This is a genomic window from Stenotrophomonas sp. GD03819 (assembly GCF_029841665.1).
Taxonomy (GTDB): Bacteria; Pseudomonadota; Gammaproteobacteria; order Xanthomonadales; family Xanthomonadaceae; genus Stenotrophomonas; species Stenotrophomonas geniculata.
Genome location: NZ_JAOCEW010000002.1, coordinates 97,262 through 121,120, shown reverse-complemented (window position 1 = coordinate 121,120; position 23,859 = coordinate 97,262). Strand labels below are relative to the sequence as shown.

23 protein-coding genes and 2 pseudogenes are annotated in these 23,859 nt (G+C 60.2%); 17 read left to right on the top strand and 8 right to left on the bottom strand.

Going from position 1 to position 23,859, the window contains the following annotated elements:
• Window positions 1-16: 16 nt before the first annotated feature.
• Window positions 17-1,207: a tetracycline efflux MFS transporter Tet(C) gene (tet(C), locus tag N5D45_RS01785; protein WP_001297013.1), complete on the bottom strand. Its 1,191-nt coding sequence runs from the start codon at window positions 1,205-1,207 to the stop codon at window positions 17-19.
• A 92-nt stretch (window positions 1,208-1,299) separates the two neighbouring features.
• On the opposite strand from tet(C), the gene tetR(C) reads away from it, so the two are divergent.
• Complete coding sequence (gene tetR(C), locus N5D45_RS01780) at window positions 1,300-1,959, top strand: tetracycline resistance transcriptional repressor TetR(C) (protein ID WP_001038045.1); 660 nt, start codon at window positions 1,300-1,302, stop codon at window positions 1,957-1,959.
• A gap of 832 nt (window positions 1,960-2,791) precedes the next feature.
• Window positions 2,792-3,496 carry an IS6-like element IS26 family transposase gene (locus tag N5D45_RS01775; RefSeq protein ID WP_001067855.1) on the top strand — a complete coding sequence of 235 codons (705 nt, stop codon included), beginning with the start codon at window positions 2,792-2,794 and terminating at the stop codon, window positions 3,494-3,496.
• Between the two features lie 52 nt (window positions 3,497-3,548).
• Here the strand turns inward: N5D45_RS01775 and intI1 are convergent.
• A pseudogene (gene intI1 / locus N5D45_RS01770) lies at window positions 3,549-4,346 on the bottom strand (class 1 integron integrase IntI1); the annotation flags it as partial.
• Between the two features lie 145 nt (window positions 4,347-4,491).
• Between intI1 and N5D45_RS01765 the strand changes: the two are divergent.
• The 5 genes and pseudogenes from N5D45_RS01765 to N5D45_RS01745 all read left to right on the top strand — a co-directional run bounded on the left by N5D45_RS01765 (window position 4,492) and on the right by N5D45_RS01745 (window position 8,526).
• Window positions 4,492-5,330, top strand: a pseudogene (locus N5D45_RS01765) (AadA family aminoglycoside 3''-O-nucleotidyltransferase).
• A 116-nt stretch (window positions 5,331-5,446) separates the two neighbouring features.
• Entirely contained in the window at window positions 5,447-5,794 is a 348-nt protein-coding gene (locus N5D45_RS01760) for a quaternary ammonium compound efflux SMR transporter QacE delta 1 (protein ID WP_000679427.1), read from the top strand.
• The gene (sul1, locus tag N5D45_RS01755) at window positions 5,788-6,627 is read left to right on the top strand and encodes a sulfonamide-resistant dihydropteroate synthase Sul1 (RefSeq protein WP_000259031.1); all 840 of its coding nucleotides are present in this window, start codon (window positions 5,788-5,790) and stop codon (window positions 6,625-6,627) included. Before N5D45_RS01760 ends, sul1 begins: the two co-directional genes overlap by 7 nt.
• A gap of 127 nt (window positions 6,628-6,754) precedes the next feature.
• Window positions 6,755-7,255, top strand: coding sequence for a GNAT family N-acetyltransferase (locus N5D45_RS01750; protein WP_000376623.1), 501 nt, complete (start codon window positions 6,755-6,757; stop codon window positions 7,253-7,255).
• 506 nt (window positions 7,256-7,761) lie between these two features.
• A complete protein-coding gene (locus N5D45_RS01745; protein WP_001389365.1) occupies window positions 7,762-8,526 on the top strand; it encodes an IS6-like element IS6100 family transposase in 765 nt (254 codons plus the stop codon).
• Window positions 8,527-9,088: 562 nt separating this feature from the next.
• On the opposite strand, the gene merR is transcribed toward N5D45_RS01745, so the two are convergent.
• Window positions 9,089-9,523: an Hg(II)-responsive transcriptional regulator gene (merR, locus tag N5D45_RS01740; RefSeq protein WP_005413387.1), complete on the bottom strand. Its 435-nt coding sequence runs from the start codon at window positions 9,521-9,523 to the stop codon at window positions 9,089-9,091.
• A gap of 71 nt (window positions 9,524-9,594) precedes the next feature.
• On the opposite strand from merR, the gene merT reads away from it, so the two are divergent.
• From merT to N5D45_RS01695, 8 genes are all read left to right on the top strand, one after another.
• The gene (merT, locus tag N5D45_RS01735; protein WP_003131974.1) at window positions 9,595-9,945 is read left to right on the top strand and encodes a mercuric ion transporter MerT; all 351 of its coding nucleotides are present in this window, start codon (window positions 9,595-9,597) and stop codon (window positions 9,943-9,945) included.
• Between the two features lie 12 nt (window positions 9,946-9,957).
• Window positions 9,958-10,233, top strand: coding sequence for a mercury resistance system periplasmic binding protein MerP (gene merP / locus N5D45_RS01730; RefSeq protein ID WP_003131987.1), 276 nt, complete (start codon window positions 9,958-9,960; stop codon window positions 10,231-10,233).
• Window positions 10,234-10,304: 71 nt separating this feature from the next.
• A complete protein-coding gene (gene merA, locus N5D45_RS01725; protein ID WP_003156770.1) occupies window positions 10,305-11,990 on the top strand; it encodes a mercury(II) reductase in 1,686 nt (561 codons plus the stop codon).
• Window positions 11,991-12,007: 17 nt separating this feature from the next.
• The gene (merD, locus tag N5D45_RS01720) at window positions 12,008-12,373 is read left to right on the top strand and encodes a mercury resistance co-regulator MerD (RefSeq protein ID WP_000995360.1); all 366 of its coding nucleotides are present in this window, start codon (window positions 12,008-12,010) and stop codon (window positions 12,371-12,373) included.
• Window positions 12,370-12,606 (top strand): broad-spectrum mercury transporter MerE, encoded by a 237-nt coding sequence (gene merE, locus N5D45_RS01715; RefSeq protein WP_003132004.1) that lies wholly within the window; start codon window positions 12,370-12,372, stop codon window positions 12,604-12,606. The genes merD and merE overlap by 4 nt, the downstream gene beginning before the upstream one ends.
• Complete coding sequence (locus N5D45_RS01710; protein WP_003132006.1) at window positions 12,603-13,592, top strand: DUF3330 domain-containing protein; 990 nt, start codon at window positions 12,603-12,605, stop codon at window positions 13,590-13,592. Before merE ends, N5D45_RS01710 begins: the two co-directional genes overlap by 4 nt.
• Window positions 13,593-13,767: 175 nt before the next feature.
• Window positions 13,768-14,328 carry a recombinase family protein gene (locus N5D45_RS01700; protein WP_010921730.1) on the top strand — a complete coding sequence of 187 codons (561 nt, stop codon included), beginning with the start codon at window positions 13,768-13,770 and terminating at the stop codon, window positions 14,326-14,328.
• 3 nt (window positions 14,329-14,331) lie between these two features.
• Window positions 14,332-17,298 carry a Tn3-like element TnAs1 family transposase gene (locus N5D45_RS01695; RefSeq protein WP_005413400.1) on the top strand — a complete coding sequence of 989 codons (2,967 nt, stop codon included), beginning with the start codon at window positions 14,332-14,334 and terminating at the stop codon, window positions 17,296-17,298.
• On the opposite strand, the gene N5D45_RS01690 is transcribed toward N5D45_RS01695, so the two are convergent.
• Window positions 17,295-17,495: a hypothetical protein gene (locus N5D45_RS01690; RefSeq protein WP_032966765.1), complete on the bottom strand. Its 201-nt coding sequence runs from the start codon at window positions 17,493-17,495 to the stop codon at window positions 17,295-17,297. The two genes, N5D45_RS01695 and N5D45_RS01690, sit on opposite strands and share 4 nt — an antisense overlap.
• Window positions 17,496-17,556: 61 nt before the next feature.
• On the opposite strand from N5D45_RS01690, the gene N5D45_RS01685 reads away from it, so the two are divergent.
• Both N5D45_RS01685 and N5D45_RS01680 read left to right on the top strand, forming a co-directional pair.
• The gene (locus N5D45_RS01685; protein WP_049401600.1) at window positions 17,557-17,817 is read left to right on the top strand and encodes a hypothetical protein; all 261 of its coding nucleotides are present in this window, start codon (window positions 17,557-17,559) and stop codon (window positions 17,815-17,817) included.
• A gap of 1,206 nt (window positions 17,818-19,023) precedes the next feature.
• Complete coding sequence (locus tag N5D45_RS01680) at window positions 19,024-19,698, top strand: helix-turn-helix transcriptional regulator (RefSeq protein ID WP_005413401.1); 675 nt, start codon at window positions 19,024-19,026, stop codon at window positions 19,696-19,698.
• Window positions 19,699-20,012: 314 nt separating this feature from the next.
• Here the strand turns inward: N5D45_RS01680 and N5D45_RS01675 are convergent, their stop codons facing one another.
• From N5D45_RS01675 to N5D45_RS01660, 4 genes are all read right to left on the bottom strand, one after another.
• Complete coding sequence (locus N5D45_RS01675; protein ID WP_021201830.1) at window positions 20,013-20,471, bottom strand: cyclin-dependent kinase inhibitor 3 family protein; 459 nt, start codon at window positions 20,469-20,471, stop codon at window positions 20,013-20,015.
• A gap of 1,269 nt (window positions 20,472-21,740) precedes the next feature.
• Window positions 21,741-22,268 carry an NIF family HAD-type phosphatase gene (locus N5D45_RS01670; RefSeq protein WP_021201831.1) on the bottom strand — a complete coding sequence of 176 codons (528 nt, stop codon included), beginning with the start codon at window positions 22,266-22,268 and terminating at the stop codon, window positions 21,741-21,743.
• A gap of 101 nt (window positions 22,269-22,369) precedes the next feature.
• A complete protein-coding gene (locus N5D45_RS01665) occupies window positions 22,370-22,513 on the bottom strand; it encodes a hypothetical protein (protein ID WP_153855340.1) in 144 nt (47 codons plus the stop codon).
• A gap of 403 nt (window positions 22,514-22,916) precedes the next feature.
• Window positions 22,917-23,858: an SseB family protein gene (locus tag N5D45_RS01660; protein WP_049401588.1), complete on the bottom strand. Its 942-nt coding sequence runs from the start codon at window positions 23,856-23,858 to the stop codon at window positions 22,917-22,919.
• Between the last annotated feature and the right edge of the window lies 1 nt (window position 23,859).

Below are 23,859 nucleotides of genomic sequence, written 5' to 3'. Positions count from 1 at the left end.
TGCCGCCGGCTTCCATTCAGGTCGAGGTGGCCCGGCTCCATGCACCGCGACGCAACGCGGGGAGGCAGACAAGGTATAGGGCGGCGCCTACAATCCATGCCAACCCGTTCCATGTGCTCGCCGAGGCGGCATAAATCGCCGTGACGATCAGCGGTCCAATGATCGAAGTTAGGCTGGTAAGAGCCGCGAGCGATCCTTGAAGCTGTCCCTGATGGTCGTCATCTACCTGCCTGGACAGCATGGCCTGCAACGCGGGCATCCCGATGCCGCCGGAAGCGAGAAGAATCATAATGGGGAAGGCCATCCAGCCTCGCGTCGCGAACGCCAGCAAGACGTAGCCCAGCGCGTCGGCCGCCATGCCGGCGATAATGGCCTGCTTCTCGCCGAAACGTTTGGTGGCGGGACCAGTGACGAAGGCTTGAGCGAGGGCGTGCAAGATTCCGAATACCGCAAGCGACAGGCCGATCATCGTCGCGCTCCAGCGAAAGCGGTCCTCGCCGAAAATGACCCAGAGCGCTGCCGGCACCTGTCCTACGAGTTGCATGATAAAGAAGACAGTCATAAGTGCGGCGACGATAGTCATGCCCCGCGCCCACCGGAAGGAGCTGACTGGGTTGAAGGCTCTCAAGGGCATCGGTCGACGCTCTCCCTTATGCGACTCCTGCATTAGGAAGCAGCCCAGTAGTAGGTTGAGGCCGTTGAGCACCGCCGCCGCAAGGAATGGTGCATGCAAGGAGATGGCGCCCAACAGTCCCCCGGCCACGGGGCCTGCCACCATACCCACGCCGAAACAAGCGCTCATGAGCCCGAAGTGGCGAGCCCGATCTTCCCCATCGGTGATGTCGGCGATATAGGCGCCAGCAACCGCACCTGTGGCGCCGGTGATGCCGGCCACGATGCGTCCGGCGTAGAGGATCCACAGGACGGGTGTGGTCGCCATGATCGCGTAGTCGATAGTGGCTCCAAGTAGCGAAGCGAGCAGGACTGGGCGGCGGCCAAAGCGGTCGGACAGTGCTCCGAGAACGGGTGCGCATAGAAATTGCATCAACGCATATAGCGCTAGCAGCACGCCATAGTGACTGGCGATGCTGTCGGAATGGACGATATCCCGCAAGAGGCCCGGCAGTACCGGCATAACCAAGCCTATGCCTACAGCATCCAGGGTGACGGTGCCGAGGATGACGATGAGCGCATTGTTAGATTTCATACACGGTGCCTGACTGCGTTAGCAATTTAACTGTGATAAACTACCGCATTAAAGCTTATCGATGATAAGCTGTCAAACATGAGAATTCGCGAATGAACAAGCTCCAACGCGAGGCCGTGATCCGAACCGCGCTCGAACTGCTTAACGACGTGGGCATGGAAGGTCTAACGACGCGCCGACTGGCTGAGCGCCTCGGGGTGCAACAGCCAGCGCTCTACTGGCATTTCAAGAACAAGCGTGCGTTGCTCGACGCACTTGCCGAAGCCATGCTGACGATAAATCACACGCATTCGACGCCAAGGGATGACGACGACTGGCGTTCGTTCCTGAAGGGCAATGCATGCAGTTTTCGACGGGCGTTGCTCGCTTATCGCGATGGCGCGCGTATTCATGCCGGGACGCGGCCAGCCGCGCCGCAGATGGAAAAAGCCGACGCGCAGCTTCGCTTCCTTTGCGATGCTGGCTTTTCGGCAGGTGACGCGACCTATGCGTTGATGGCAATCAGCTACTTCACCGTCGGCGCTGTTCTTGAGCAGCAAGCTAGCGAGGCAGACGCCGAGGAGCGGGGCGAAGATCAGTTGACCACCTCAGCGTCTACGATGCCGGCGCGCCTACAGAGCGCGATGAAAATCGTCTACGAAGGCGGTCCGGACGCGGCATTCGAGCGAGGCCTGGCTCTCATCATCGGCGGTCTTGAAAAAATGAGGCTCACTACGAACGACATTGAGGTGCTGAAGAATGTTGACGAATGACAGGGGGCGGCAGGTGCGGAGGGCGCGGTTGCTTCGTCATATGAAGCAAAGTCACCTAGCTGAATTAATGGGTGTGGATCAGGCAACCGTGTCGCGCTGGGAGCGGGGCACCCTTGCATTGTCGGATGGGAGGTGGTCAGCGGTTCTTCAATTGCTTACCGGGCCTTCCGATTCATCGTACGACGCTGCGCTGAAGCGTCTGGTGCAATCCTCCGCCCACAAAGTCCATCTGGTAGCGACCGGACACATTGTTTGCTCGCGGCATCTCCGGCCAGGCAAAGGGAATTGCGGATTGACCTAGCCGAACTCCTTGGTAAATCGCTGCGTGTTTATGCGTCCCCGAGATAGTTGCGGCCGACTCTGCGCTTAATGGGCTCGGTTGGCATGAGGGGCGGCTGGGGTCACTCGAGGTGGATACCGGCCCGAACTGGAGCGAGGAACTTCCATACTGCCAAGGCGAATGCTGTGGGAGCGCATCATGCTCGCTGATGGTAGCCCGGCACTACTTGTTACCACCACAGCTTAATGCGAAGGGTGCTCCTGTTCTTGTGCATATTTTATGCGCTGCTGATTGTGCATCGAACTGATAACCTCAACGGGTCTGCTTTGTAGTTCACCACACCCCTGACGCGCGCGTGCCGGATAAGCAGAACTATGGTGCCGATGGATGTCAGGAACACTCGGCCTGGTTCGTAACTAGGTCGTCCTGCGCGATCCTGCGGCTAGGGCCGGAATCGTGCTCGCCAGTCAGGCGCTGATGAAGCCTATGGGCACTGTTGCAAATAGTCGGTGGTGATAAACTTATCATCCCCTTTTGCTGATGGAGCTGCACATGAACCCATTCAAAGGCCGGCATTTTCAGCGTGACATCATTCTGTGGGCCGTACGCTGGTACTGCAAATACGGCATCAGTTACCGTGAGCTGCAGGAGATGCTGGCTGAACGCGGAGTGAATGTCGATCACTCCACGATTTACCGCTGGGTTCAGCGTTATGCGCCTGAAATGGAAAAACGGCTGCGCTGGTACTGGCGTAACCCTTCCGATCTTTGCCCGTGGCACATGGATGAAACCTACGTGAAGGTCAATGGCCGCTGGGCGTATCTGTACCGGGCCGTCGACAGCCGGGGCCGCACTGTCGATTTTTATCTCTCCTCCCGTCGTAACAGCAAAGCTGCATACCGGTTTCTGGGTAAAATCCTCAACAACGTGAAGAAGTGGCAGATCCCGCGATTCATCAACACGGATAAAGCGCCCGCCTATGGTCGCGCGCTTGCTCTGCTCAAACGCGAAGGCCGGTGCCCGTCTGACGTTGAACACCGACAGATTAAGTACCGGAACAACGTGATTGAATGCGATCATGGCAAACTGAAACGGATAATCGGCGCCACGCTGGGATTTAAATCCATGAAGACGGCTTACGCCACCATCAAAGGTATTGAGGTGATGCGTGCACTACGCAAAGGCCAGGCCTCAGCATTTTATTATGGTGATCCCCTGGGCGAAATGCGCCTGGTAAGCAGAGTTTTTGAAATGTAAGGCCTTTGAATAAGACAAAAGGCTGCCTCATCGCTAACTTTGCAACAGTGCCTTCTACGGCACGTTTGAAGGCGCGCTGAAAGGTCTGGTCATACATGTGATGGCGACGCACGACACCGCTCCGTGGATCGGTCGAATGCGTGTGCTGCGCAAAAACCCAGAACCACGGCCAGGAATGCCCGGCGCGCGGATACTTCCGCTCAAGGGCGTCGGGAAGCGCAACGCCGCTGCGGCCCTCGGCCTGGTCCTTCAGCCACCATGCCCGTGCACGCGACAGCTGCTCGCGCAGGCTGGGTGCCAAGCTCTCGGGTAACATCAAGGCCCGATCCTTGGAGCCCTTGCCCTCCCGCACGATGATCGTGCCGTGATCGAAATCCAGATCCTTGACCCGCAGTTGCAAACCCTCACTGATCCGCATGCCCGTTCCATACAGAAGCTGGGCGAACAAACGATGCTCGCCTTCCAGAAAACCGAGGATGCGAACCACTTCATCCGGGGTCAGCACCACCGGCAAGCGCCGCGACGGCCGAGGTCTTCCGATCTCCTGAAGCCAGGGCAGATCCGTGCACAGCACCTTGCCGTAGAAGAACAGCAAGGCCGCCAATGCCTGACGATGCGTGGAGACCGAAACCTTGCGCTCGTTCGCCAGCCAGGACAGAAATGCCTCGACTTCGCTGCTGCCCAAGGTTGCCGGGTGACGCACACCGTGGAAACGGATGAAGGCACGAACCCAGTGGACATAAGCCTGTTCGGTTCGTAAACTGTAATGCAAGTAGCGTATGCGCTCACGCAACTGGTCCAGAACCTTGACCGAACGCAGCGGTGGTAACGGCGCAGTGGCGGTTTTCATGGCTTGTTATGACTGTTTTTTTGTACAGTCTATGCCTCGGGCATCCAAGCAGCAAGCGCGTTACGCCGTGGGTCGATGTTTGATGTTATGGAGCAGCAACGATGTTACGCAGCAGGGCAGTCGCCCTAAAACAAAGTTAGACATCATGAGGGTAGCGGTGACCATCGAAATTTCGAACCAACTATCAGAGGTGCTAAGCGTCATTGAGCGCCATCTGGAATCAACGTTGCTGGCCGTGCATTTGTACGGCTCCGCAGTGGATGGCGGCCTGAAGCCATACAGCGATATTGATTTGTTGGTTACTGTGGCCGTAAAGCTTGATGAAACGACGCGGCGAGCATTGCTCAATGACCTTATGGAGGCTTCGGCTTTCCCTGGCGAGAGCGAGACGCTCCGCGCTATAGAAGTCACCCTTGTCGTGCATGACGACATCATCCCGTGGCGTTATCCGGCTAAGCGCGAGCTGCAATTTGGAGAATGGCAGCGCAATGACATTCTTGCGGGTATCTTCGAGCCAGCCATGATCGACATTGATCTAGCTATCCTGCTTACAAAAGCAAGAGAACATAGCGTTGCCTTGGTAGGTCCGGCAGCGGAGGAATTCTTTGACCCGGTTCCTGAACAGGATCTATTCGAGGCGCTGAGGGAAACCTTGAAGCTATGGAACTCGCAGCCCGACTGGGCCGGCGATGAGCGAAATGTAGTGCTTACGTTGTCCCGCATTTGGTACAGCGCAATAACCGGCAAAATCGCGCCGAAGGATGTCGCTGCCGACTGGGCAATAAAACGCCTACCTGCCCAGTATCAGCCCGTCTTACTTGAAGCTAAGCAAGCTTATCTGGGACAAAAAGAAGATCACTTGGCCTCACGCGCAGATCACTTGGAAGAATTTATTCGCTTTGTGAAAGGCGAGATCATCAAGTCAGTTGGTAAATGATGTCTAACAATTCGTTCAAGCCGACCGCGCTACGCGCGGCGGCTTAACTCCGGCGTTAGATGCACTAAGCACATAATTGCTCACAGCCAAACTATCAGGTCAAGTCTGCTTTTATTATTTTTAAGCGTGCATAATAAGCCCTACACAAATTGGGAGATATATCATGAAAGGCTGGCTTTTTCTTGTTATCGCAATAGTTGGCGAAGTAATCGCAACATCCGCATTAAAATCTAGCGAGGGCTTTACTAAGCTTGCCCCTTCCGCCGTTGTCATAATCGGTTATGGCATCGCATTTTATTTTCTTTCTCTGGTTCTGAAATCCATCCCTGTCGGTGTTGCTTATGCAGTCTGGTCGGGACTCGGCGTCGTCATAATTACAGCCATTGCCTGGTTGCTTCATGGGCAAAAGCTTGATGCGTGGGGCTTTGTAGGTATGGGGCTCATAATTGCTGCCTTTTTGCTCGCCCGATCCCCATCGTGGAAGTCGCTGCGGAGGCCGACGCCATGGTGACGGTGTTCGGCATTCTGAATCTCACCGAGGACTCCTTCTTCGATGAGAGCCGGCGGCTAGACCCCGCCGGCGCTGTCACCGCGGCGATCGAAATGCTGCGAGTCGGATCAGACGTCGTGGATGTCGGACCGGCCGCCAGCCATCCGGACGCGAGGCCTGTATCGCCGGCCGATGAGATCAGACGTATTGCGCCGCTCTTAGACGCCCTGTCCGATCAGATGCACCGTGTTTCAATCGACAGCTTCCAACCGGAAACCCAGCGCTATGCGCTCAAGCGCGGCGTGGGCTACCTGAACGATATCCAAGGATTTCCTGACCCTGCGCTCTATCCCGATATTGCTGAGGCGGACTGCAGGCTGGTGGTTATGCACTCAGCGCAGCGGGATGGCATCGCCACCCGCACCGGTCACCTTCGACCCGAAGACGCGCTCGACGAGATTGTGCGGTTCTTCGAGGCGCGGGTTTCCGCCTTGCGACGGAGCGGGGTCGCTGCCGACCGGCTCATCCTCGATCCGGGGATGGGATTTTTCTTGAGCCCCGCACCGGAAACATCGCTGCACGTGCTGTCGAACCTTCAAAAGCTGAAGTCGGCGTTGGGGCTTCCGCTATTGGTCTCGGTGTCGCGGAAATCCTTCTTGGGCGCCACCGTTGGCCTTCCTGTAAAGGATCTGGGTCCAGCGAGCCTTGCGGCGGAACTTCACGCGATCGGCAATGGCGCTGACTACGTCCGCACCCACGCGCCTGGAGATCTGCGAAGCGCAATCACCTTCTCGGAAACCCTCGCGAAATTTCGCAGTCGCGACGCCAGAGACCGAGGGTTAGATCATGCCTAGCATTCACCTTCCGGCCGCCCGCTAGCGGACCCTGGTCAGGTTCCGCGAAGGTGGGCGCAGACATGCTGGGCTCGTCAGGATCAAACTGCACTATGAGGCGGCGGTTCATACCGCGCCAGGGGAGCGAATGGACAGCGAGGAGCCTCCGAACGTTCGGGTCGCCTGCTCGGGTGATATCGACGAGGTTGTGCGGCTGATGCACGACGCTGCGGCGTGGATGTCCGCCAAGGGAACGCCCGCCTGGGACGTCGCGCGGATCGACCGGACATTCGCGGAGACCTTCGTCCTGAGATCCGAGCTCCTAGTCGCGAGTTGCAGCGACGGCATCGTCGGCTGTTGCACCTTGTCGGCCGAGGATCCCGAGTTCTGGCCCGACGCCCTCAAGGGGGAGGCCGCATATCTGCACAAGCTCGCGGTGCGACGGACACATGCGGGCCGGGGTGTCAGCTCCGCGCTGATCGAGGCTTGCCGCCATGCCGCGCGAACGCAGGGGTGCGCCAAGCTGCGGCTCGACTGCCACCCGAACCTGCGTGGCCTATACGAGCGGCTCGGATTCACCCACGTCGACACTTTCAATCCCGGCTGGGATCCAACCTTCATCGCAGAACGCCTAGAACTCGAAATCTAACGTCCGTTCGGGCATCGAGGTCCATGTCGGGGTGGGACGGGCCCGTGGCTTCAAGATCACTTGCAGTCCGACCGCGATGTCTTGGTTGCGCGAGAGGTTGTCGATATCCTCCACTTCCATCATCAACCCTGGATAATGCCGCCGCCGTCATCGCCGCCGACGCCCGTGCCGGGCTTTTCGGGCCTGTCAGGCTTGCTCGGCCTTCAGCCTGCCTGGGCGAGATCTCCGGCGGACGGATTAACGGCGGAGCTTCGCCGCCTTTCGTGCGTGTGAAGGCCGAAGATAGTTCTCTCAAAAACATCCGTTTATGAGAGATACCAAATGTCATTTTCAGAAGACGACTGCACCAGTTGATTGGGCGTAATGGCTGTTGTGCAGCCAGCTCCTGACAGTTCAATATCAGAAGTGATCTGCACCAATCTCGACTATGCTCAATACTCGTGTGGGCTCTGTTGCAAAAATCGTGAAGCTTGAGCATGCTTGGCGGAGATTGGACGGACGGAACGATGACGGATTTCAAGTGGCGCCATTTCCAGGGTGATGTGATCCTGTGGGCGGTGCGCTGGTATTGTCGCTATCCGATCAGCTATCGCGACCTTGAGGAAATGCTGGCGGAACGCGGCATTTCGGTCGACCATACGACGATCTATCGCTGGGTCCAGTGCTACGCCCCGGAGATGGAGAAGCGGCTGCGCTGGTTCTGGCGGCGTGGCTTTGATCCGAGCTGGCGCCTGGATGAAACCTACGTCAAGGTGCGGGGCAAGTGGACCTACCTGTACCGGGCAGTCGACAAGCGGGGCGACACGATCGATTTCTACCTGTCGCCGACCCGCAGCGCCAAGGCAGCGAAGCGGTTCCTGGGCAAGGCCCTGCGAGGCCTGAAGCACTGGGAAAAGCCTGCCACGCTCAATACCGACAAAGCGCCGAGCTATGGTGCAGCGATCACCGAATTGAAGCGCGAAGGAAAGCTGGACCGGGAGACGGCCCACCGGCAGGTGAAGTATCTCAATAACGTGATCGAGGCCGATCACGGAAAGCTCAAGATACTGATCAAGCCGGTGCGCGGTTTCAAATCGATCCCCACGGCCTATGCCACGATCAAGGGATTCGAAGTCATGCGAGCCCTGCGCAAAGGACAGGCTCGCCCCTGGTGCCTGCAGCCCGGCATCAGGGGCGAGGTGCGCCTTGTGGAGAGAGCTTTTGGCATTGGGCCCTCGGCGCTGACGGAGGCCATGGGCATGCTCAACCACCATTTCGCAGCAGCCGCCTGATCGGCGCAGAGCGACAGCCTACCTCTGACTGCCGCCAATCTTTGCAACAGAGCCCGACCTCCTGCTACTTTCCGGCCCAATTGCCCATTGAGGTAGCTGACCTGGAGACGCGCATGGGCCAGCAGATCCACCTGGGCCATGCTAGGGGTCGCGGCCTGGAGCGGTTCGCCCGGCGACGCCATCTGCCCCCCGATCGGCTGGACAACGCAAGGGCGCCGGCTGTCACTCTTCGCATACGCCGTGGCCATCATCCGGCCGTTCTTCAACGACCATCCACCAAGCACCAACTCGGTCCCGAGTTGCTCGATCGGCAATCCCGCTTCGCTAACCGCTTTCTCAAAGTTCGGCCAGAGTTGGTCCACCACCAGCCCTAGCTCGGCAGATAGCTGTTCTATTGTGAAATCTGCGCGGAAGCTGGCCTGCAGTGCAAGCTCGTAGATGCGGAGGAAGGGGGAACCGCAGAATTCGGAAAAAATCGTACGCTAAGCTAACGGTGTTCTCGTGACAGCTCTTTGACTAGGCTTTCTAAGGGGTCGTCTCAGAAAACGGAAAATAAAGCACGCTAAGGCATAGCCGAACCTGCCAAGCTTGCTCCACCCTGTAGTGACGCGATCAGCGGGCAGGAAACGTTCCCCCTTCGCGCATGGCAGGCGCGCACCAACTCAGACAGCACGGCCTCCATGCGCGCCAGGTCAGCCATTTTCTCGCGCACGTCCTTGAGCTTGTGCTCGGCCAGACTGCTGGCTTCCTCGCAATGGGTGCCATCCTCCAGCCGCAGCAGCTCGGCGATCTCATCCAGGCTGAAGCCCAGCCGCTGGGCTGATTTCACGAAGCGCACCCGCGTTACATTCGCCTCGCCATAGCGGCGGATGCTGCCATAGGGCTTGTCAGGCTCCAGCAACAAGCCCTTGCGCTGATAGAAACGGATGGTCTCCACATTGACCCCGGCCGCCTTGGCGAAAACGCCAATGGTCAGGTTCTCCAAATTGTTTTCCATATCGCTTGACTCCGTACATGAGTACGGAAGTAAGGTTACGCTATCCAATTTCAATTCGAAAGGACAAGCGCATGTCTGAACCAAAAACCGGGCGCGGCGCGCTCTTCACTGGAGGGCTTGCCGCCATCCTCGCCTCGGCTTGCTGCCTCGGGCCGTTGGTTCTGATCGCCTTGGGGTTCAGCGGCGCTTGGATCGGCAACTTGGCGGTGTTGGAACCCTATCGCCCCATCTTTATCGGCGTGGCGCTGGTGGCGTTGTTCTTCGCCTGGCGGCGCATCTACCGGCAGGCAGCGGCCTGCAAACCGGGTGAGGTCTGCGCGATTCCCCAAGTGCGAGCTACTTACAAGCTCATTTTCTGGATCGTGGCCGCGCTGGTTCTGGTCGCGCTCGGATTTCCCTACGTCATGCCATTTTTCTACTGATCGGAGTTCACCATGAAGAAACTGTTTGCCTCCCTCGCCCTCGCCGCCGTTGTTGCCCCCGTCTGGGCCGCCACCCAGACCGTCACGCTGTCCGTACCGGGCATGACCTGCTCCGCCTGCCCGATCACTGTCAAGAAGGCGATTTCCAAGGTCGAAGGCGTCAGCAAAGTTGACGTGACTTTCGAGACACGCCAAGCGGTCGTCACCTTCGACGATGCCAAGACCAGCGTGCAGAAGCTGACCAAGGCAACCGCAGACGCGGGCTATCCGTCCAGCGTCAAGCAGTGAGTCACTGAAAACGGCACCGCAGCACAACGGACGTCATTGTCTGGCGCCACAAACGATAAAGGATCTGTTGCATGACCCATCTAAAAATCACCGGCATGACTTGCGACTCGTGCGCGGCGCACGTCAAGGAAGCGCTGGAAAAAGTGCCAGGCGTGCAGTCGGCGCTGGTGTCCTATCCGAAGGGCACAGCGCAACTCGCCATCGTGCCGGGCACATCGCCGGACGCGCTGACTGCCGCCGTGGCCGGACTGGGCTACAAGGCAACGCTAGCCGATGCGCCACTGGCGGACAACCGCGTCGGACTGCTCGACAAGGTGCGGGGATGGATGGCCGCCGCCGAAAAGCACAGTGGCAACGAGCCCCCGGTGCAGGTAGCGGTCATTGGCAGCGGTGGAGCCGCGATGGCGGCGGCGCTGAAGGCCGTCGAGCAAGGCGCGCAGGTCACGCTGATCGAGCGCGGCACCATCGGCGGCACCTGCGTCAATGTCGGCTGTGTGCCGTCCAAGATCATGATCCGCGCCGCCCACATCGCCCATCTGCGCCGGGAAAGCCCGTTCGATGGCGGTATTGCGGCAACTGTGCCTACGATTGACCGCAGTAAGCTGCTGGCCCAGCAGCAGGCCCGCGTCGACGAACTGCGGCACGCCAAGTACGAAGGCATCCTGGGCGGTAATCCGGCCATCACCGTTGTGCACGGTGAGGCGCGCTTCAAGGACGACCAGAGCCTTACCGTCCGTTTGAACGAGGGTGGCGAGCGCGTCGTGATGTTCGACCGCTGCCTGGTCGCCACGGGTGCCAGCCCGGCGGTCCCGCCGATTCCGGGCTTGAAAGAGTCACCCTACTGGACTTCCACCGAGGCCCTGGCGAGCGACACCATTCCCGAACGCCTTGCCGTAATCGGCTCGTCGGTGGTGGCGCTGGAGCTGGCGCAAGCCTTTGCCCGGCTGGGCAGCAAGGTCACGGTCCTGGCGCGCAATACCTTGTTCTTCCGTGAAGACCCGGCCATCGGCGAGGCGGTGACAGCCGCTTTCCGTGCCGAGGGCATCGAGGTGCTGGAGCACACGCAAGCCAGCCAGGTCGCCCATATGGACGGTGAATTCGTGCTGACCACCACGCACGGTGAATTGCGCGCCGACAAACTGCTGGTTGCCACCGGTCGGACACCGAACACGCGCAGCCTCGCGCTGGACGCAGCGGGGGTCACTGTCAATGCGCAAGGTGCCATCGTCATCGACCAAGGCATGCGCACGAGCAACCCGAACATCTACGCGGCCGGCGACTGCACCGACCAGCCGCAGTTCGTCTATGTGGCGGCAGCGGCCGGCACCCGTGCCGCGATCAACATGACCGGCGGCGATGCGGCGCTCGACCTGACCGCAATGCCGGCCGTGGTGTTCACCGATCCGCAAGTGGCGACCGTGGGCTACAGCGAGGCGGAAGCCCACCACGACGGGATCGAGACCGACAGCCGCACCTTGACCTTGGACAACGTGCCGCGTGCGCTCGCCAACTTCGACACACGCGGCTTCATCAAGTTGGTTATCGAGGAAGGCAGCCATCGGCTGATCGGCGTACAGGCGGTCGCGCCGGAAGCGGGTGAACTGATCCAGACGGCGGCTCTGGCCATTCGCAACCGCATGACGGTGCAGGAACTGGCCGACCAGTTGTTCCCCTACCTGACGATGGTCGAGGGGTTGAAGCTCGCGGCGCAGACCTTCAACAAGGATGTGAAGCAGCTTTCCTGCTGCGCCGGGTGAGAAAAAGGAGGTGTTCAATGAACGCCTACACGGTGTCCCGGCTGGCTCTTGATGCCGGGGTGAGCGTGCATATCGTGCGCGACTACCTGCTGCGCGGATTGCTGCGCCCGGTGGCGTGCACACCAGGCGGCTACGGCTTGTTCGATGACGCCGCCTTGCAACGGCTGTGCTTCGTGCGGGCGGCCTTCGAGGCGGGCATCGGCCTCGACGCGCTGGCGCGGCTGTGCCGGGCGCTGGATGCGGCGGACGGCGACGAAGCGGCCGCGCAGCTTGCCCTGCTGCGTCAGTTCGTCGAGCGTCGGCGCGAAGCGTTGGCCGATCTGGAAGTGCAGTTGGCCACCCTGCCGACCGAGCCGGCACAGCACGCGGAGAGTCTGCCATGAACAACCCCGAGCGCTTGCCGTCCGAGACGCACAAACCGATCACCGGCTACCTGTGGGGCGGACTGGCTGTGCTGACTTGCCCCTGCCACCTGCCCATCCTCGCTGTCGTGCTGGCCGGCACAACCGCCGGTGCTTTCCTCGGCGAGCATTGGGTCATCGCGGCGCTCGGTTTGACCGGCCTGTTCCTTCTGTCCCTGTCGCGGGCGTTGCGGGCATTCAGGGAAAGAGAATGAGCGCTTTCCGGCCGGATGGATGGACGACGCCGGAACTGGCCCAAGCGGTCGAGCGCGGGCAGCTTGAACTGCACTACCAGCCCGTCGTCGATCTGCGCAGTGGTGGGATTGTCGGCGCGGAAGCCCTGTTGCGCTGGCGTCATCCGACGCTTGGACTATTGCCACCGGGCCAGTTCCTGCCCGTGGTCGAATCGTCCGGCCTGATGCCTGAAATCGGCGCTTGGGTGCTGGGCGAAGCCTGCCGCCAGATGCGTGACTGGCGAATGCTGGCATGGCGACCGTTCCGGCTGGCCGTCAATGTTTCGGCGAGCCAAGTGGGACCGGACTTCGACGGGTGGGTAAAGGGCGTGCTGGCTGATGCCGAGTTGCCCGCCGAGTATCTCGAAATCGAGCTGACCGAATCGGTCGCGTTTGGTGATCCGGCGATCTTCCCCGCCCTGGACGCCTTGCGGCAGATCGGTGTGCGCTTCGCCGCCGATGACTTCGGGACGGGGTATTCCTGTCTGCAACATCTGAAGTGCTGCCCAATCAGCACGCTCAAGATCGACCAATCGTTTGTCGCCGGGCTCGCCAACGACCGCCGCGACCAAACCATCGTGCACACCGTGATTCAGCTTGCGCACGGGCTGGGCATGGATGTGGTGGCTGAAGGCGTGGAAACATCGGCGAGTCTTGATCTATTGCGACAAGCGGACTGCGACACAGGACAAGGCTTCCTGTTCGCGAAGCCAATGCCGGCGGCGGCATTCGCCGTCTTCGTCAGTCAATGGAGGGGTGCCACCATGAATGCAAGTGACTCGACCACCACCAGTTGCTGCGTGTGCTGCAAGGAAATCCCGCTCGATGCCGCCTTCACCCCGGAAGGCGCGGAATACGTCGAGCACTTCTGCGGGTTGGAGTGTTATCAACGCTTCGAAGCGCGTGCCAAGACAGGGAACGAAACCGATGCCGATCCGAACGCCTGCGACTCGCTACCGTCAGATTGAGGCATACCCTAACTGGATGTCAGGCAGGGCCGCGCCGCTTAGTCAGAATAGAGTCATCTTTCGCATTTTTTGACACATGCCTGCGAAGGTCATAGATTTCAGCCTGACAGAAACGGGGTTTGAGGCACAACGGAACAGAAGGAGCACTTAAGCCGCCTTCAACCAAGGAGACATCGTGCAGGGGCACCGCATCGGCTACGTCCGGGTCAGCAGCTTCGACCAGAACCCGGAACGCCAGCTGGAACAGACACAGGTGAGCAAGGTGTTCACCGACAAGGCATCGGGCAAGGACACCCAGCGCCCCCAGCTCGAAGCGCTGCTGAGCTTCGTCCGCGAAGGCGATACAGTGGTGGTGCACAGCATGGACCGGCTGGCCCGCAACCTCGATGACCTGCGTCGCTTGGTACAGAAGCTGACTCAACGCGGCGTGCGCATCGAGTTCCTGAAGGAGGGCCTGGTGTTCACTGGCGAGGACTCGCCGATGGCCAACCTGATGCTGTCGGTGATGGGGGCCTTCGCTGAGTTCGAGCGCGCCCTGATCCGCGAGCGGCAGCGTGAGGGCATCACCTTGGCCAAGCAGCGTGGCGCGTACCGGGGCCGCAAGAAAGCCCTGTCCGATGAGCAGGCTGCTACCCTGCGGCAGCGAGCGACGGCCGGCGAGCCCAAGGCGCAGCTTGCCCGCGAGTTCAACATCAGCCGGGAAACCCTCTACCAGTACCTCCGCACGGACGACTGACACATGCCGCGTCGCTTGATCCTCTCGGCCACGGAGCGGGGCACCCTGCTCGCGTTGCCAGAAAGCCAGGATGACCTGATCCGCTACTACACCTTCAACGACTCCGACCTGTCGCTGATCCGTCAGCGGCGCGGCGACGCCAACCGCCTCGGCTTCGCCGTGCAACTCTGCCTGCTGCGCTACCCCGGCTATGCGTTGGGCACTGACAGCGAGCTGCCCGAACCGGTCATCCTGTGGGTGGCCAAGCAAGTCCAGACCGATCCGGCGAGTTGGACGAAGTACGGCGAGCGCGATGTGACCCGTCGCGAGCACGCCCAGGAACTGCGCACCTACCTTCAACTGGCCCCGTTCGGCCTGTCCGACTTCCGCGCCCTGGTGCGCGAGCTGACCGAACTGGCCCAGCAGACCGACAAGGGCTTGCTGCTGGCCGGCCAGGCGCTGGAGAGCCTGCGGCAGAAGCGACGCATCCTGCCGGCGTTGAGCGTGATCGACCGGGCTTGCTCGGAGGCCATTGCACGGGCCAATCGGCGGGTCTACCGCGCCCTGGTTGAACCGCTCACGGACTCGCATCGGGCCAAGCTGGACGAGCTGTTGAAGCTCAAGGCCGGCAGCAGCATCACCTGGTTGACCTGGCTGCGCCAGGCACCGCTGAAACCCAACTCTCGGCACATGCTTGAGCACATCGAGCGGCTGAAGACATTTCAGCTGGTGGACTTGCCCGAAGTCCTGGGCCGGCACATCCACCAGAACCGCCTGCTCAAGCTGGCCCGCGAGGGTGGGCAGATGACGCCCAAAGACCTCGGCAAGTTCGAGCCGCAGCGGCGCTATGCGACCCTGGCCGCCGTGGTGCTGGAGAGCACTGCAACCGTGATTGATGAGCTGGTGGATCTGCACGACCGCATCCTAGTCAAGCTGTTCAGCGGCGCGAAGCACAAGCATCAGCAGCAGTTCCAGAAGCAGGGCAAGGCGATCAACGACAAGGTGCGCCTGTACTCCAAGATCGGCCAGGCGCTGCTGGAGGCCAAGGAAGCCGGCAGCGACCCCTATGCCGCCATCGAGGCGGTGATCCCCTGGGACGAGTTCACCGAGAGCGTCAGCGAAGCCGAGCTGCTGGCCCGGCCGGAGGGCTTCGACCACCTGCACCTGGTCGGCGAGAACTTCGCCACCCTGCGCCGCTACACGCCGGCTCTGCTGGAGGTATTGGAGCTGCGCGCCGCCCCGGCCGCGCAGGGCGTGCTGGCAGCCGTGCAGACGCTGCGCGAGATGAACGCCGACAACCTGCGCAAGGTGCCGGCCGATGCTCCCACCGCCTTCATCAAGCCGCGCTGGAAGCCACTGGTGATCACCCCGGAAGGCCTCGACCGGCGCTTCTACGAAATCTGCGCCCTGTCCGAGCTGAAGAACGCCCTGCGCTCCGGCGACATCTGGGTCAAGGGCTCGCGGCAGTTCCGCGACTTCGACGACTACCTGCTGCCGGCCGAGAAGTTCGCCGCGCTCAAGCGGGAACAGGCCCTGCCGCTGGCGATCAACCCGAACAGCGACCAGTATCTGGAAGAGCGCTTGCAGCTGCTGGACGAGCAGTTGGCCACTGTCGCCCGCCTGGCCAAGGACAACGAGCTGCCCGATGCCATCCTCACCGAGTCCGGGTTGAAGATCACCCCGCTGGATGCGGCGGTGCCGGATCGGGCGCAGGCGCTGATCGACCAGACCAGTCAGTTACTGCCGCGCATCAAGATCACCGAACTGCTGATGGACGTGGACGACTGGACGGGCTTCAGCCGCCACTTCACCCACCTGAAGGACGGGGCCGAGGCCAAAGACCGGACGTTGCTGCTGTCCGCGATCCTCGGTGATGCGATCAACCTCGGGCTGACCAAGATGGCCGAGTCGAGCCCCGGTCTGACCTACGCCAAGCTGTCCTGGCTGCAAGCCTGGCACATCCGCGACGAGACCTATTCGGCGGCCCTGGCCGAGCTGGTCAACCACCAGTACCAGCATGCCTTCGCCGCCCACTGGGGCGACGGCACCACCTCATCCTCCGATGGCCAGCGTTTCCGGGCTGGCGGCCGGGGCGAGAGCACCAGACACGTCAACCCGAAGTACGGCAGTGAGCCGGGACGGCTGTTCTACACCCATATCTCCGACCAGTACGCGCCGTTCAGCACCCGCGTGGTGAATGTCGGCGTGCGCGATTCCACCTATGTGCTCGACGGCCTGCTGTACCACGAGTCCGACCTGCGGATCGAGGAGCACTACACCGACACGGCCGGCTTCACCGATCACGTCTTCGCCCTGATGCACCTGCTGGGCTTCCGTTTCGCGCCGCGCATCCGCGACCTCGGCGAAACCAAGCTGTACGTGCCGCAGGGCGTGCAGACCTACCCGACGCTGCGGCCGCTGATCGGCGGCACCCTGAACATCAAGCACGTCCGCGCCCATTGGGACGACATCCTGCGCCTGGCCAGCTCGATCAAACAGGGCACCGTCACTGCCTCGCTGATGCTGCGCAAGCTCGGCAGCTATCCGCGCCAGAACGGCCTGGCCGTGGCCCTGCGCGAGCTGGGCCGGATCGAACGCACGCTGTTCATCCTAGACTGGCTGCAAAGTGTTGAGCTGCGCCGCCGCGTGCATGCCGGCCTGAACAAAGGTGAGGCGCGCAACTCGCTGGCCAGGGCGGTGTTCTTCAACCGCCTTGGGGAAATCAGGGATCGGAGCTTCGAGCAGCAGCGCTACCGGGCCAGCGGCCTCAACCTGGTGACGGCGGCTATCGTGCTGTGGAACACGGTGTACCTGGAGCGCGCCACCCAGGGGTTGGTCGAGGCCGGCAAGCCGGTGGACGGCGAGCTGCTGCAATTCCTGTCGCCGCTGGGCTGGGAGCACATCAACCTCACCGGCGATTACGTCTGGCGGCAGAGCCGCAGACTGGAAGACGGGAAGTTTCGGCCCCTACGGATGCCCGGAAAACCTTAGCGTACGATTTTTTCCGAATTCTGCGAGCCCCCCAGGAAGAATTGCGTAGACCCGCGCGCAGCAAGCACTACGTTGTGCTGAGGGATCAGCAGCAGCTTTGCCCCCGCGGAATACGCCCCTGTGAGAGCATCCTCTGCCAGGGTATCCGCTGCGACGACGAGGTGGTCACGAGTGAGGAGAACGTTGAGGATGCTCATTGCGGGATCGTCTAGACGTTTGCAGACTATCGCCTTCCCCTCCCCTCCTGTCCAGACTGCTATGGCCTCCGCGATCACACAAATTCTTGGTCGCCCCAATGCTTGCGAGAACGCACTTGAGATACGCCGCGGCTACCTCAAGGCGATGGAAGATGCGCTGCGGGTTTCGCTTCTGATCCACCAAGATCCAAGGCTTCTGTTCGACACGTGGGCCAGACTGCTCCCCTTGATCGCTCAAAGCCACGAGAGTGACGGCAGCCAGCCATTTGCGACCGGGATCGTCCGCTCGCGCGATCATGGATCCCGGCGGTTGGCTGGCTGAGCGTATGGTTGCAATATAGGAAGCAATCGCGCGCGGACCAGAACGCTGTTCATCGCAGACATTCTTAGGGTGCCATTGCAGAGATTTCAGCTTTTGAGGAATAAAATTTCAGTGCAAGACGGTCCATTGCAGAAAAATTTGACTTGCGACTGACGCAACGCAGAAATTGCTGATGCACGGATGATGCAATGCAGAGATTACCGGCTAACAGATGCTGCAGCCCAGCCGGCCAACTGAGGGCTTTGCCCGATGGACGAGCCGTTACTCTTGCCTGCAGATCACGATTCTAGGATGACTTGTGCCTCAATCGGCTGACCAGGATCGGGCGTCTGTGCTGGAGGGCTCCTTAGAGCTCTTGGGTGAAATTCGAGCCGCTTGGATGGAGATAGAGCATGGACGTGACCGAAGATCGACGGCGGTGGCGGCACTTTGCCAGATGTCCCTTGATCACGCCGTGGCAGTACAGTCCCTGATCGCTACTCTGCCCCAGTCAGCAATCTCGCTGGTCCGGCCCCAGTATGAGGCCCTCGTGCGTGCAACCTGGGCATGTTATGCAGCTACCGACACCGACATCGAGAAGCTTCTTGCGCCCCTGACTCTGGAGAGTCAGCAAGCGGCAAAGAGGCTCCCTGGCGTTCAGGACATGCTCGTAAAGCTTGAGTCCTCTGGGCCCCGAGGAGCATCACAGTTGTTGGGCAGAGCCAGACAATGCCTTTATGTCGGCTTGAACTCCTATCTCCATGCCGGGATTCACCCCTTGGCAAGGCAGTTAAATGGCTACCCGGGCGCGCTTCTGGCGGGGGTGGCCATGAACAGCAATGCGCTTGCCATGCTAACCCTTCTGAATCTGGCGCACCTGTGGCCAGGCGAACCAGTTCTGGCATGGATGAATGCACTGCATCATCAATTTGGGGGTGTTTTGCCAGAGTTGGAGCCATTGACCCCCCATCAGCCCTCGCCATAGAGCTGTCCCGGATCGCCTGCGCGTCTAGGGTGGGGTCTGTGGTGAGTGACTAGGCAGTTGGGCCTCGCCCCCCTCTGGGGGCACGGGGAGAACATCACGGGCGCATAAGCAGTTGCCCCGGATTTCTCGTTGGGGCAAGTCCTGGCAGTTGATCTGTGTCGGGGGCCTGTCGGGCGACTGTCATGTTTCCAAGTTCGGCACCCTCCTAATCTGGGCTCCCTACCCCTCCGGAGTTATCTTCTATGACCACCAAGACCCCGCCTCGCCTGCTTACCGCTGCTGAGGTTGGCGCCTGCATTCGCCAGTTCCGCCAGTTGCGTCATTGGTCGCAAGAACAATTGGCCGAGATCTCGGGCCTGAACGTGCGAACAGTTCAGCGGGTTGAGCAGGGTGACTCGGCCAGTTTCGACACCCGTCGCGCACTGGCGCGCGCCTTCGATTTCAATGACATCGATGCACTCAACAAGCCTTTCTCGCTGCCGACAGACGAGGAACTGCAGGCGGCGCAAGCGCAGTTTGAGCGCGACTACATCACCCTGGCGGTGTCCCCGCTTGCTGCTGGGCGCGAGCTGGCCAGCCTGATCGTTTCGTGCGACATGGATCTGTCCGAACCGGCTTTCGAGCTGTCGCGCGAGGCGGCGAGCGAGTTTGCTGCACTGGTCGACTACTACCGTGAGTATCGCGACTGCCAAGACCTGTATTCAGAAGTCGACAAGCTAGACATCTACGACGGGCTGCAGCAGCGCATTGAGGTCCTGCGGGAACTGGGAGTATCACTGTCGCACGGTCAGCGTAAGGTCGTCATTCGGATGGGCTCAGGTATGCCGATGGATGCCACGGTCCTGTACGTCGTGGCGTTTCGCCTCGGCCACGAGTGCAGTCAGATCGTAACTCCTAAGGCAGCACGCATCGGCTGAGTCAGCATTCATTAGATCGATAGTGGTGGCGATACATCTGACAGATGTCTATTGATCGCGCCGTCGCAGTACAGTCCCTGGAGGTTGCCCTGCCTTAGTCAGCGATAGCGCTGGTCCGGCCCCAGCACAAGACCCTGATTCGTGCGACAGCAAGGTTCTTAGCTTTCGAGGCAGCGAATTTTTGATGTGCCCTGAACCCTCGCGAAGATCCACTATGGAGACGCCGTCGATTTCTGGATCCAGACCTAAGAAGCCCTCGAGTTCTGGATCCACAGGCAACTCGTCCTTGAGTTCCTGACTGCGCACCTGAGTGGTCAAGCTCCGCCCGGGTGAAGGCTCTGCGCCCAGTACTCTAGGAACTCCTCTTGAGCAATCGTTTCGATTGCGCCTGGCCTGGCATGCCGCACCATGTGGATGGCATCCGATGCCCGCTTGGCCTCGCCAGACTGCAGCAAAAGCATGGCAGCGACCGTTCCCGCGCGTCCCAACCCCCCCTTGCAGTGGACCACGATCCTTTGACCGCTCAGCATGTCAGCGACGAGCTCAGCACTTAGCTGTAGCCAATCTTTGAGGAGTCTGTCGTCTGGTGCGGCTCCATCAGTGATTGGCAGTCCATGCCAAGAGATGCCCTTCCCCGCCACTATCGCCGGTAAGCTCTCGATTCGAAGGTCCTTGAGCTCCCAAGGCTCAAGCAAGGTGACTAGGTGAGTGGCACCCCAGTCCTGAATAGCCGAGACGTCCACATCTAGGTCTCTCGCCCATGCTCCAGTCATGGCGACTTCCTGGTACTTGCCTGGCGCAAATGTCACCCCTATGCCGCCTCCATGGGCTCCAACAGGCAACTCTGCAATCAGTAACGGGTGGCTAGCGCTGGTGCGCATCATTTCGGCTCTCCCAACATGCGGTAACGTTCTGCGTCGTGCGCCGGGGCGCTCCCCGCTCATTCGCTGCACGGCTAGGATATCGGATGTTCAGATATCGTTGAACTGGAGAGAACACCTAAGGGTCAATATCGGAAAGTCAGATAGACAGTCTGTGGGCAGGTTGATATCCTGACAACTGGTATCGCGATTTGAGGGCTGTGTGGCCTATGTCGTTAGCCAACCGACCCTCATCGCGCCCTGGCCAGAACTGGACAATTTCGTTCGTTCAATAGGTCCCTTTCTTGCGTGCGCGTGGTGCGCGCTAGAGCGCTCAAGAACGGCTAGTTCGCCGGTAGCTGCTGAGGGGTTGGCCTCGCAGGCACTTGACACGCTTGCGACGCTGCGCGTCCTCCATCGCGAACCAGTCGAATGTTCTCGGCTTGCCGCAAGATCTCTGTATGAGCCCCTGGCTTGGTCCTACAAATCTCCGTGGTCTCGCAGTGACTTGAACCTTGAGTCGGCATTGACCCGGTCGCTCACCCAGTGGGCGGCTGAGTGCACGCCCAGTGCGAGGCGGAATCTCGGAATTTCACTGGCATCCACCGAAGCTCGAGCGTACTTGGCAAACCTTCTGCGGAAGCATCGGTTGGACCCGAAGCTAGGCGACGGGCTTCAGTCGATTGGATCGCCTGAATGGAATGCGCTCAGCTTGGGGCGTAAGCGCTACGTGCTGTGGGCGAGCATGCGAAATTCTGCCTCGGAGTTCATACAAAGCGGTTTGGATGAGCATGCCGCGAGGCGAGCACTTGATCGCGAGATAAAACGCAGATGCATCTGGTTAGCTGGACGCGAGCAAGCTGGAACCCTCGCCCGGAAGGATTTTTGCTTCTTGCCTGGTCAGGGTTGGCGTCAGCCGTTGATCCTGGACGTTGCAATGGAGACTTTCCTGCCGCTGGGCATGGCGTACTGGCTGGAACCTAGCGGCAGTTGGCAGCTTTAGCTTCTAGTCTGAGTAGACCGACCAGCTGCCACGGGTCCATGAGATGGTTTGAGGGGGCTCAGGACTCTATCGCGGTAAACGCCCCCCCAGGTCTATATCGACGGTTCTCCAACGAAGCGCTGGACCTTGGTTGACCGGCGAGCCTGTGGCCCATTGGACGCTGGCCAAGAGATGGCCCTCTAGTACTCGTTCAGTCGCTTACGGATTGCCTCGATGGCATCGTCCAGTCCCGCGTCGTCCTCGGGGTAAGGAGAACAAAACAGTTGAACCGGGACCCAGCAATGTTCCTGTCCCGGTTGTACATAGGGGGCGTAATCATCTAGTAGCCATGCAGAGCCGATGGGCTGGGAAACGTTGGCAAGATCCTTCGTCGGCCCAGTCCAGTCTATGTATGGCAAGCGGGCAAACCAACCCGGGGCCGCTCCTTCGCAAGCCAATAGGTCGGCAATCTCGCGAAATCTAGGCTCCGGAACTGTGGTGAAGATGACTAGACCCTCAAAGAGCGACTTTGCCGACTCCAGAAATTCGTAGAGGCCCGGGCGCGGGATCTGGCTTACAGCGTTGGAAATCAGCGTTCCTTCTAAGTCCAAGGCGAGGATGGACGGGCGCATTGTGTAATGGTCCTCTTTGGCGGGGGTGAACGTCGGTACCGCTACCAAGCCCCGCCGGAGGGTGATCCGCCGGCGGGGCTTGGTAGCATCAGACATCTTCGAACTCGCTCGCTTGCTTGAGTTGGTTCTCAAGGAAATCAATGCGCTTCTGAAGATCGGCACTTAGATAGGCTTTGTCCGTAAAGTCCATTGCTGTCTCAGGGATCATCTCCAGCTCGACGCGTGTGGATGTAGCTGATGTACAGCGCCGCATTCCAGCTCGCTTCGCTCAATGGCAGTGTTGAGCGGTTGATGATGCGGGCGGTGATGACTGGCTTGGGCCCAAAGAAGCTGTTTTCCATCCGGAACTCTGGATCAACCGCACTGACCCTCTTTAGCTCGGCGATAGTAGGAAGTTGATCGTTGGCCTCCTGTCATAGCGCTTCTATCTCCTTGGGATTGCTATCCCTGATGTGCTTAACCTGCCCTCTCACCACCTGCCTTACGGAAGCGTTTGGGTAGGTCTGGTTCAGTTTTTCAAGAAGGTCGGCAGGGATTCGTGAGAAAAACAGCCGAATCGTCTCTAACACCATGATTCAACGAGGAAACACCCCTCGACGTCAGGCAGTTCGTGGATTACAGACCTAGGCTTGATTGAACCAGAAGCCGCGTGACACAGGCATTCCTGGAGTACTGCTCAGGCACGCGTGCCCTTCTTGAATATTGGATTCAAGAGTTTCCACGCTCCTGACCCAACGGAAACCTTCAAGAAGGCTCTGACCGTCGCCTGATCCATTGCAGTAGTTCCTCGTGCGGGATCGTACGTCCAGCGTCGACGTCGGCCATACCCTCGCGGGTCCGCCGTTCCTTCTCTTCCTCGGTCAATCCCGGAAGGAGTGCTAGTAGCTTATCTTCAGGGCTCATAGGCCGATGAGCTGTGCTCAAGTTGGCTTGATTCTCGTGAAAAAATATGGGCAGGATCTGGGGATCATCCAAGCCCGCCGGCAAAGGCAGCGATACGTCGTGGACCGCCAAGTCGATGATGACGTCCAAATCTGAGCATAAGGGCTGTATGGCGGTGGTCACCAGACGAGCCGCCCGCTCGGCGAAAGCCAGGTCCACCACCAGCCAGATCAACAGACCGGGAGGCTGTTCGACGCCCCCTGACGAGTGAGTTTCCAGGAGATAGGCCGACGAGACGAAGTCGGCGTGCTCAAGGCTGCCGCTGATGGCCGGAGCGAGCCAAGCCGGCGCGGCCTGGGCAGGTCTCACCGCGAACTCCGCCGGCGCCAGACGTTCCACCCTGGCCAGAAAGCCCGTATCCAACAATGTCGCAACCTCTTCCGGGTACAGGACAACGCCGCCGTAGTTGGGATTGAGCATCAACGTCGCGCCGCGAGTACCGGTTAGCAGCTCACGGCCTGAAACTCCCAGAATTCTGACAGCAGACGAGCTGGCCGCCTGCGCCTTGTCGAGCGAGGTAAAGAAAGGGATCGCATCGAAACCGTCAGGATGGCGGAACTGGACCAGCCGCAGTGTCTGCGCGTCGTCCGAGATGGGCGCATGCACGTACACGATCGCATCCATCAGTCGCTTGAAGAATGCGCGTTCCTCGGCCGCACTGTCGCGGGCCCGTTCAAAGGAAGCCTCCAGCGCTGTCTCCGCAGACGTAGTCCCTCTTCCACGCGGCCTGCTCGGTTGCTTCATG

What these genes read in the sequence shown, in the direction of transcription:
- merR (WP_005413387.1), bottom strand. Translation starts at nt 9,523, where the DNA reads ATGGAAAACAATTTGGAGAACCTGACCATTGGCGTTTTCGCCAAGGCG.
- merP (WP_003131987.1), top strand. Translation starts at nt 9,958, where the DNA reads ATGAAGAAACTGTTTGCCTCCCTCGCCCTCGCCGCCGTTGTTGCCCCC.
- N5D45_RS01750 (WP_000376623.1), top strand. Translation starts at nt 6,755, where the DNA reads ATGGACAGCGAGGAGCCTCCGAACGTTCGGGTCGCCTGCTCGGGTGAT.
- N5D45_RS01665 (WP_153855340.1), bottom strand. Translation starts at nt 22,513, where the DNA reads ATGGAAAACAGCTTCTTTGGGCCCAAGCCAGTCATCACCGCCCGCATC.
- merE (WP_003132004.1), top strand. Translation starts at nt 12,370, where the DNA reads ATGAACAACCCCGAGCGCTTGCCGTCCGAGACGCACAAACCGATCACC.
- N5D45_RS01745 (WP_001389365.1), top strand. Translation starts at nt 7,762, where the DNA reads ATGACGGATTTCAAGTGGCGCCATTTCCAGGGTGATGTGATCCTGTGG.
- N5D45_RS01680 (WP_005413401.1), top strand. Translation starts at nt 19,024, where the DNA reads ATGACCACCAAGACCCCGCCTCGCCTGCTTACCGCTGCTGAGGTTGGC.
- N5D45_RS01675 (WP_021201830.1), bottom strand. Translation starts at nt 20,471, where the DNA reads ATGACTGGAGCATGGGCGAGAGACCTAGATGTGGACGTCTCGGCTATT.
- N5D45_RS01775 (WP_001067855.1), top strand. Translation starts at nt 2,792, where the DNA reads ATGAACCCATTCAAAGGCCGGCATTTTCAGCGTGACATCATTCTGTGG.
- merA (WP_003156770.1), top strand. Translation starts at nt 10,305, where the DNA reads ATGACCCATCTAAAAATCACCGGCATGACTTGCGACTCGTGCGCGGCG.
- N5D45_RS01660 (WP_049401588.1), bottom strand. Translation starts at nt 23,858, where the DNA reads ATGAAGCAACCGAGCAGGCCGCGTGGAAGAGGGACTACGTCTGCGGAG.
- N5D45_RS01695 (WP_005413400.1), top strand. Translation starts at nt 14,332, where the DNA reads ATGCCGCGTCGCTTGATCCTCTCGGCCACGGAGCGGGGCACCCTGCTC.
- N5D45_RS01690 (WP_032966765.1), bottom strand. Translation starts at nt 17,495, where the DNA reads ATGAGCATCCTCAACGTTCTCCTCACTCGTGACCACCTCGTCGTCGCA.
- merT (WP_003131974.1), top strand. Translation starts at nt 9,595, where the DNA reads ATGTCTGAACCAAAAACCGGGCGCGGCGCGCTCTTCACTGGAGGGCTT.
- merD (WP_000995360.1), top strand. Translation starts at nt 12,008, where the DNA reads ATGAACGCCTACACGGTGTCCCGGCTGGCTCTTGATGCCGGGGTGAGC.
- N5D45_RS01670 (WP_021201831.1), bottom strand. Translation starts at nt 22,268, where the DNA reads ATGTCTGATGCTACCAAGCCCCGCCGGCGGATCACCCTCCGGCGGGGC.
- sul1 (WP_000259031.1), top strand. Translation starts at nt 5,788, where the DNA reads ATGGTGACGGTGTTCGGCATTCTGAATCTCACCGAGGACTCCTTCTTC.
- N5D45_RS01760 (WP_000679427.1), top strand. Translation starts at nt 5,447, where the DNA reads ATGAAAGGCTGGCTTTTTCTTGTTATCGCAATAGTTGGCGAAGTAATC.
- N5D45_RS01685 (WP_049401600.1), top strand. Translation starts at nt 17,557, where the DNA reads ATGGCCTCCGCGATCACACAAATTCTTGGTCGCCCCAATGCTTGCGAG.
- N5D45_RS01710 (WP_003132006.1), top strand. Translation starts at nt 12,603, where the DNA reads ATGAGCGCTTTCCGGCCGGATGGATGGACGACGCCGGAACTGGCCCAA.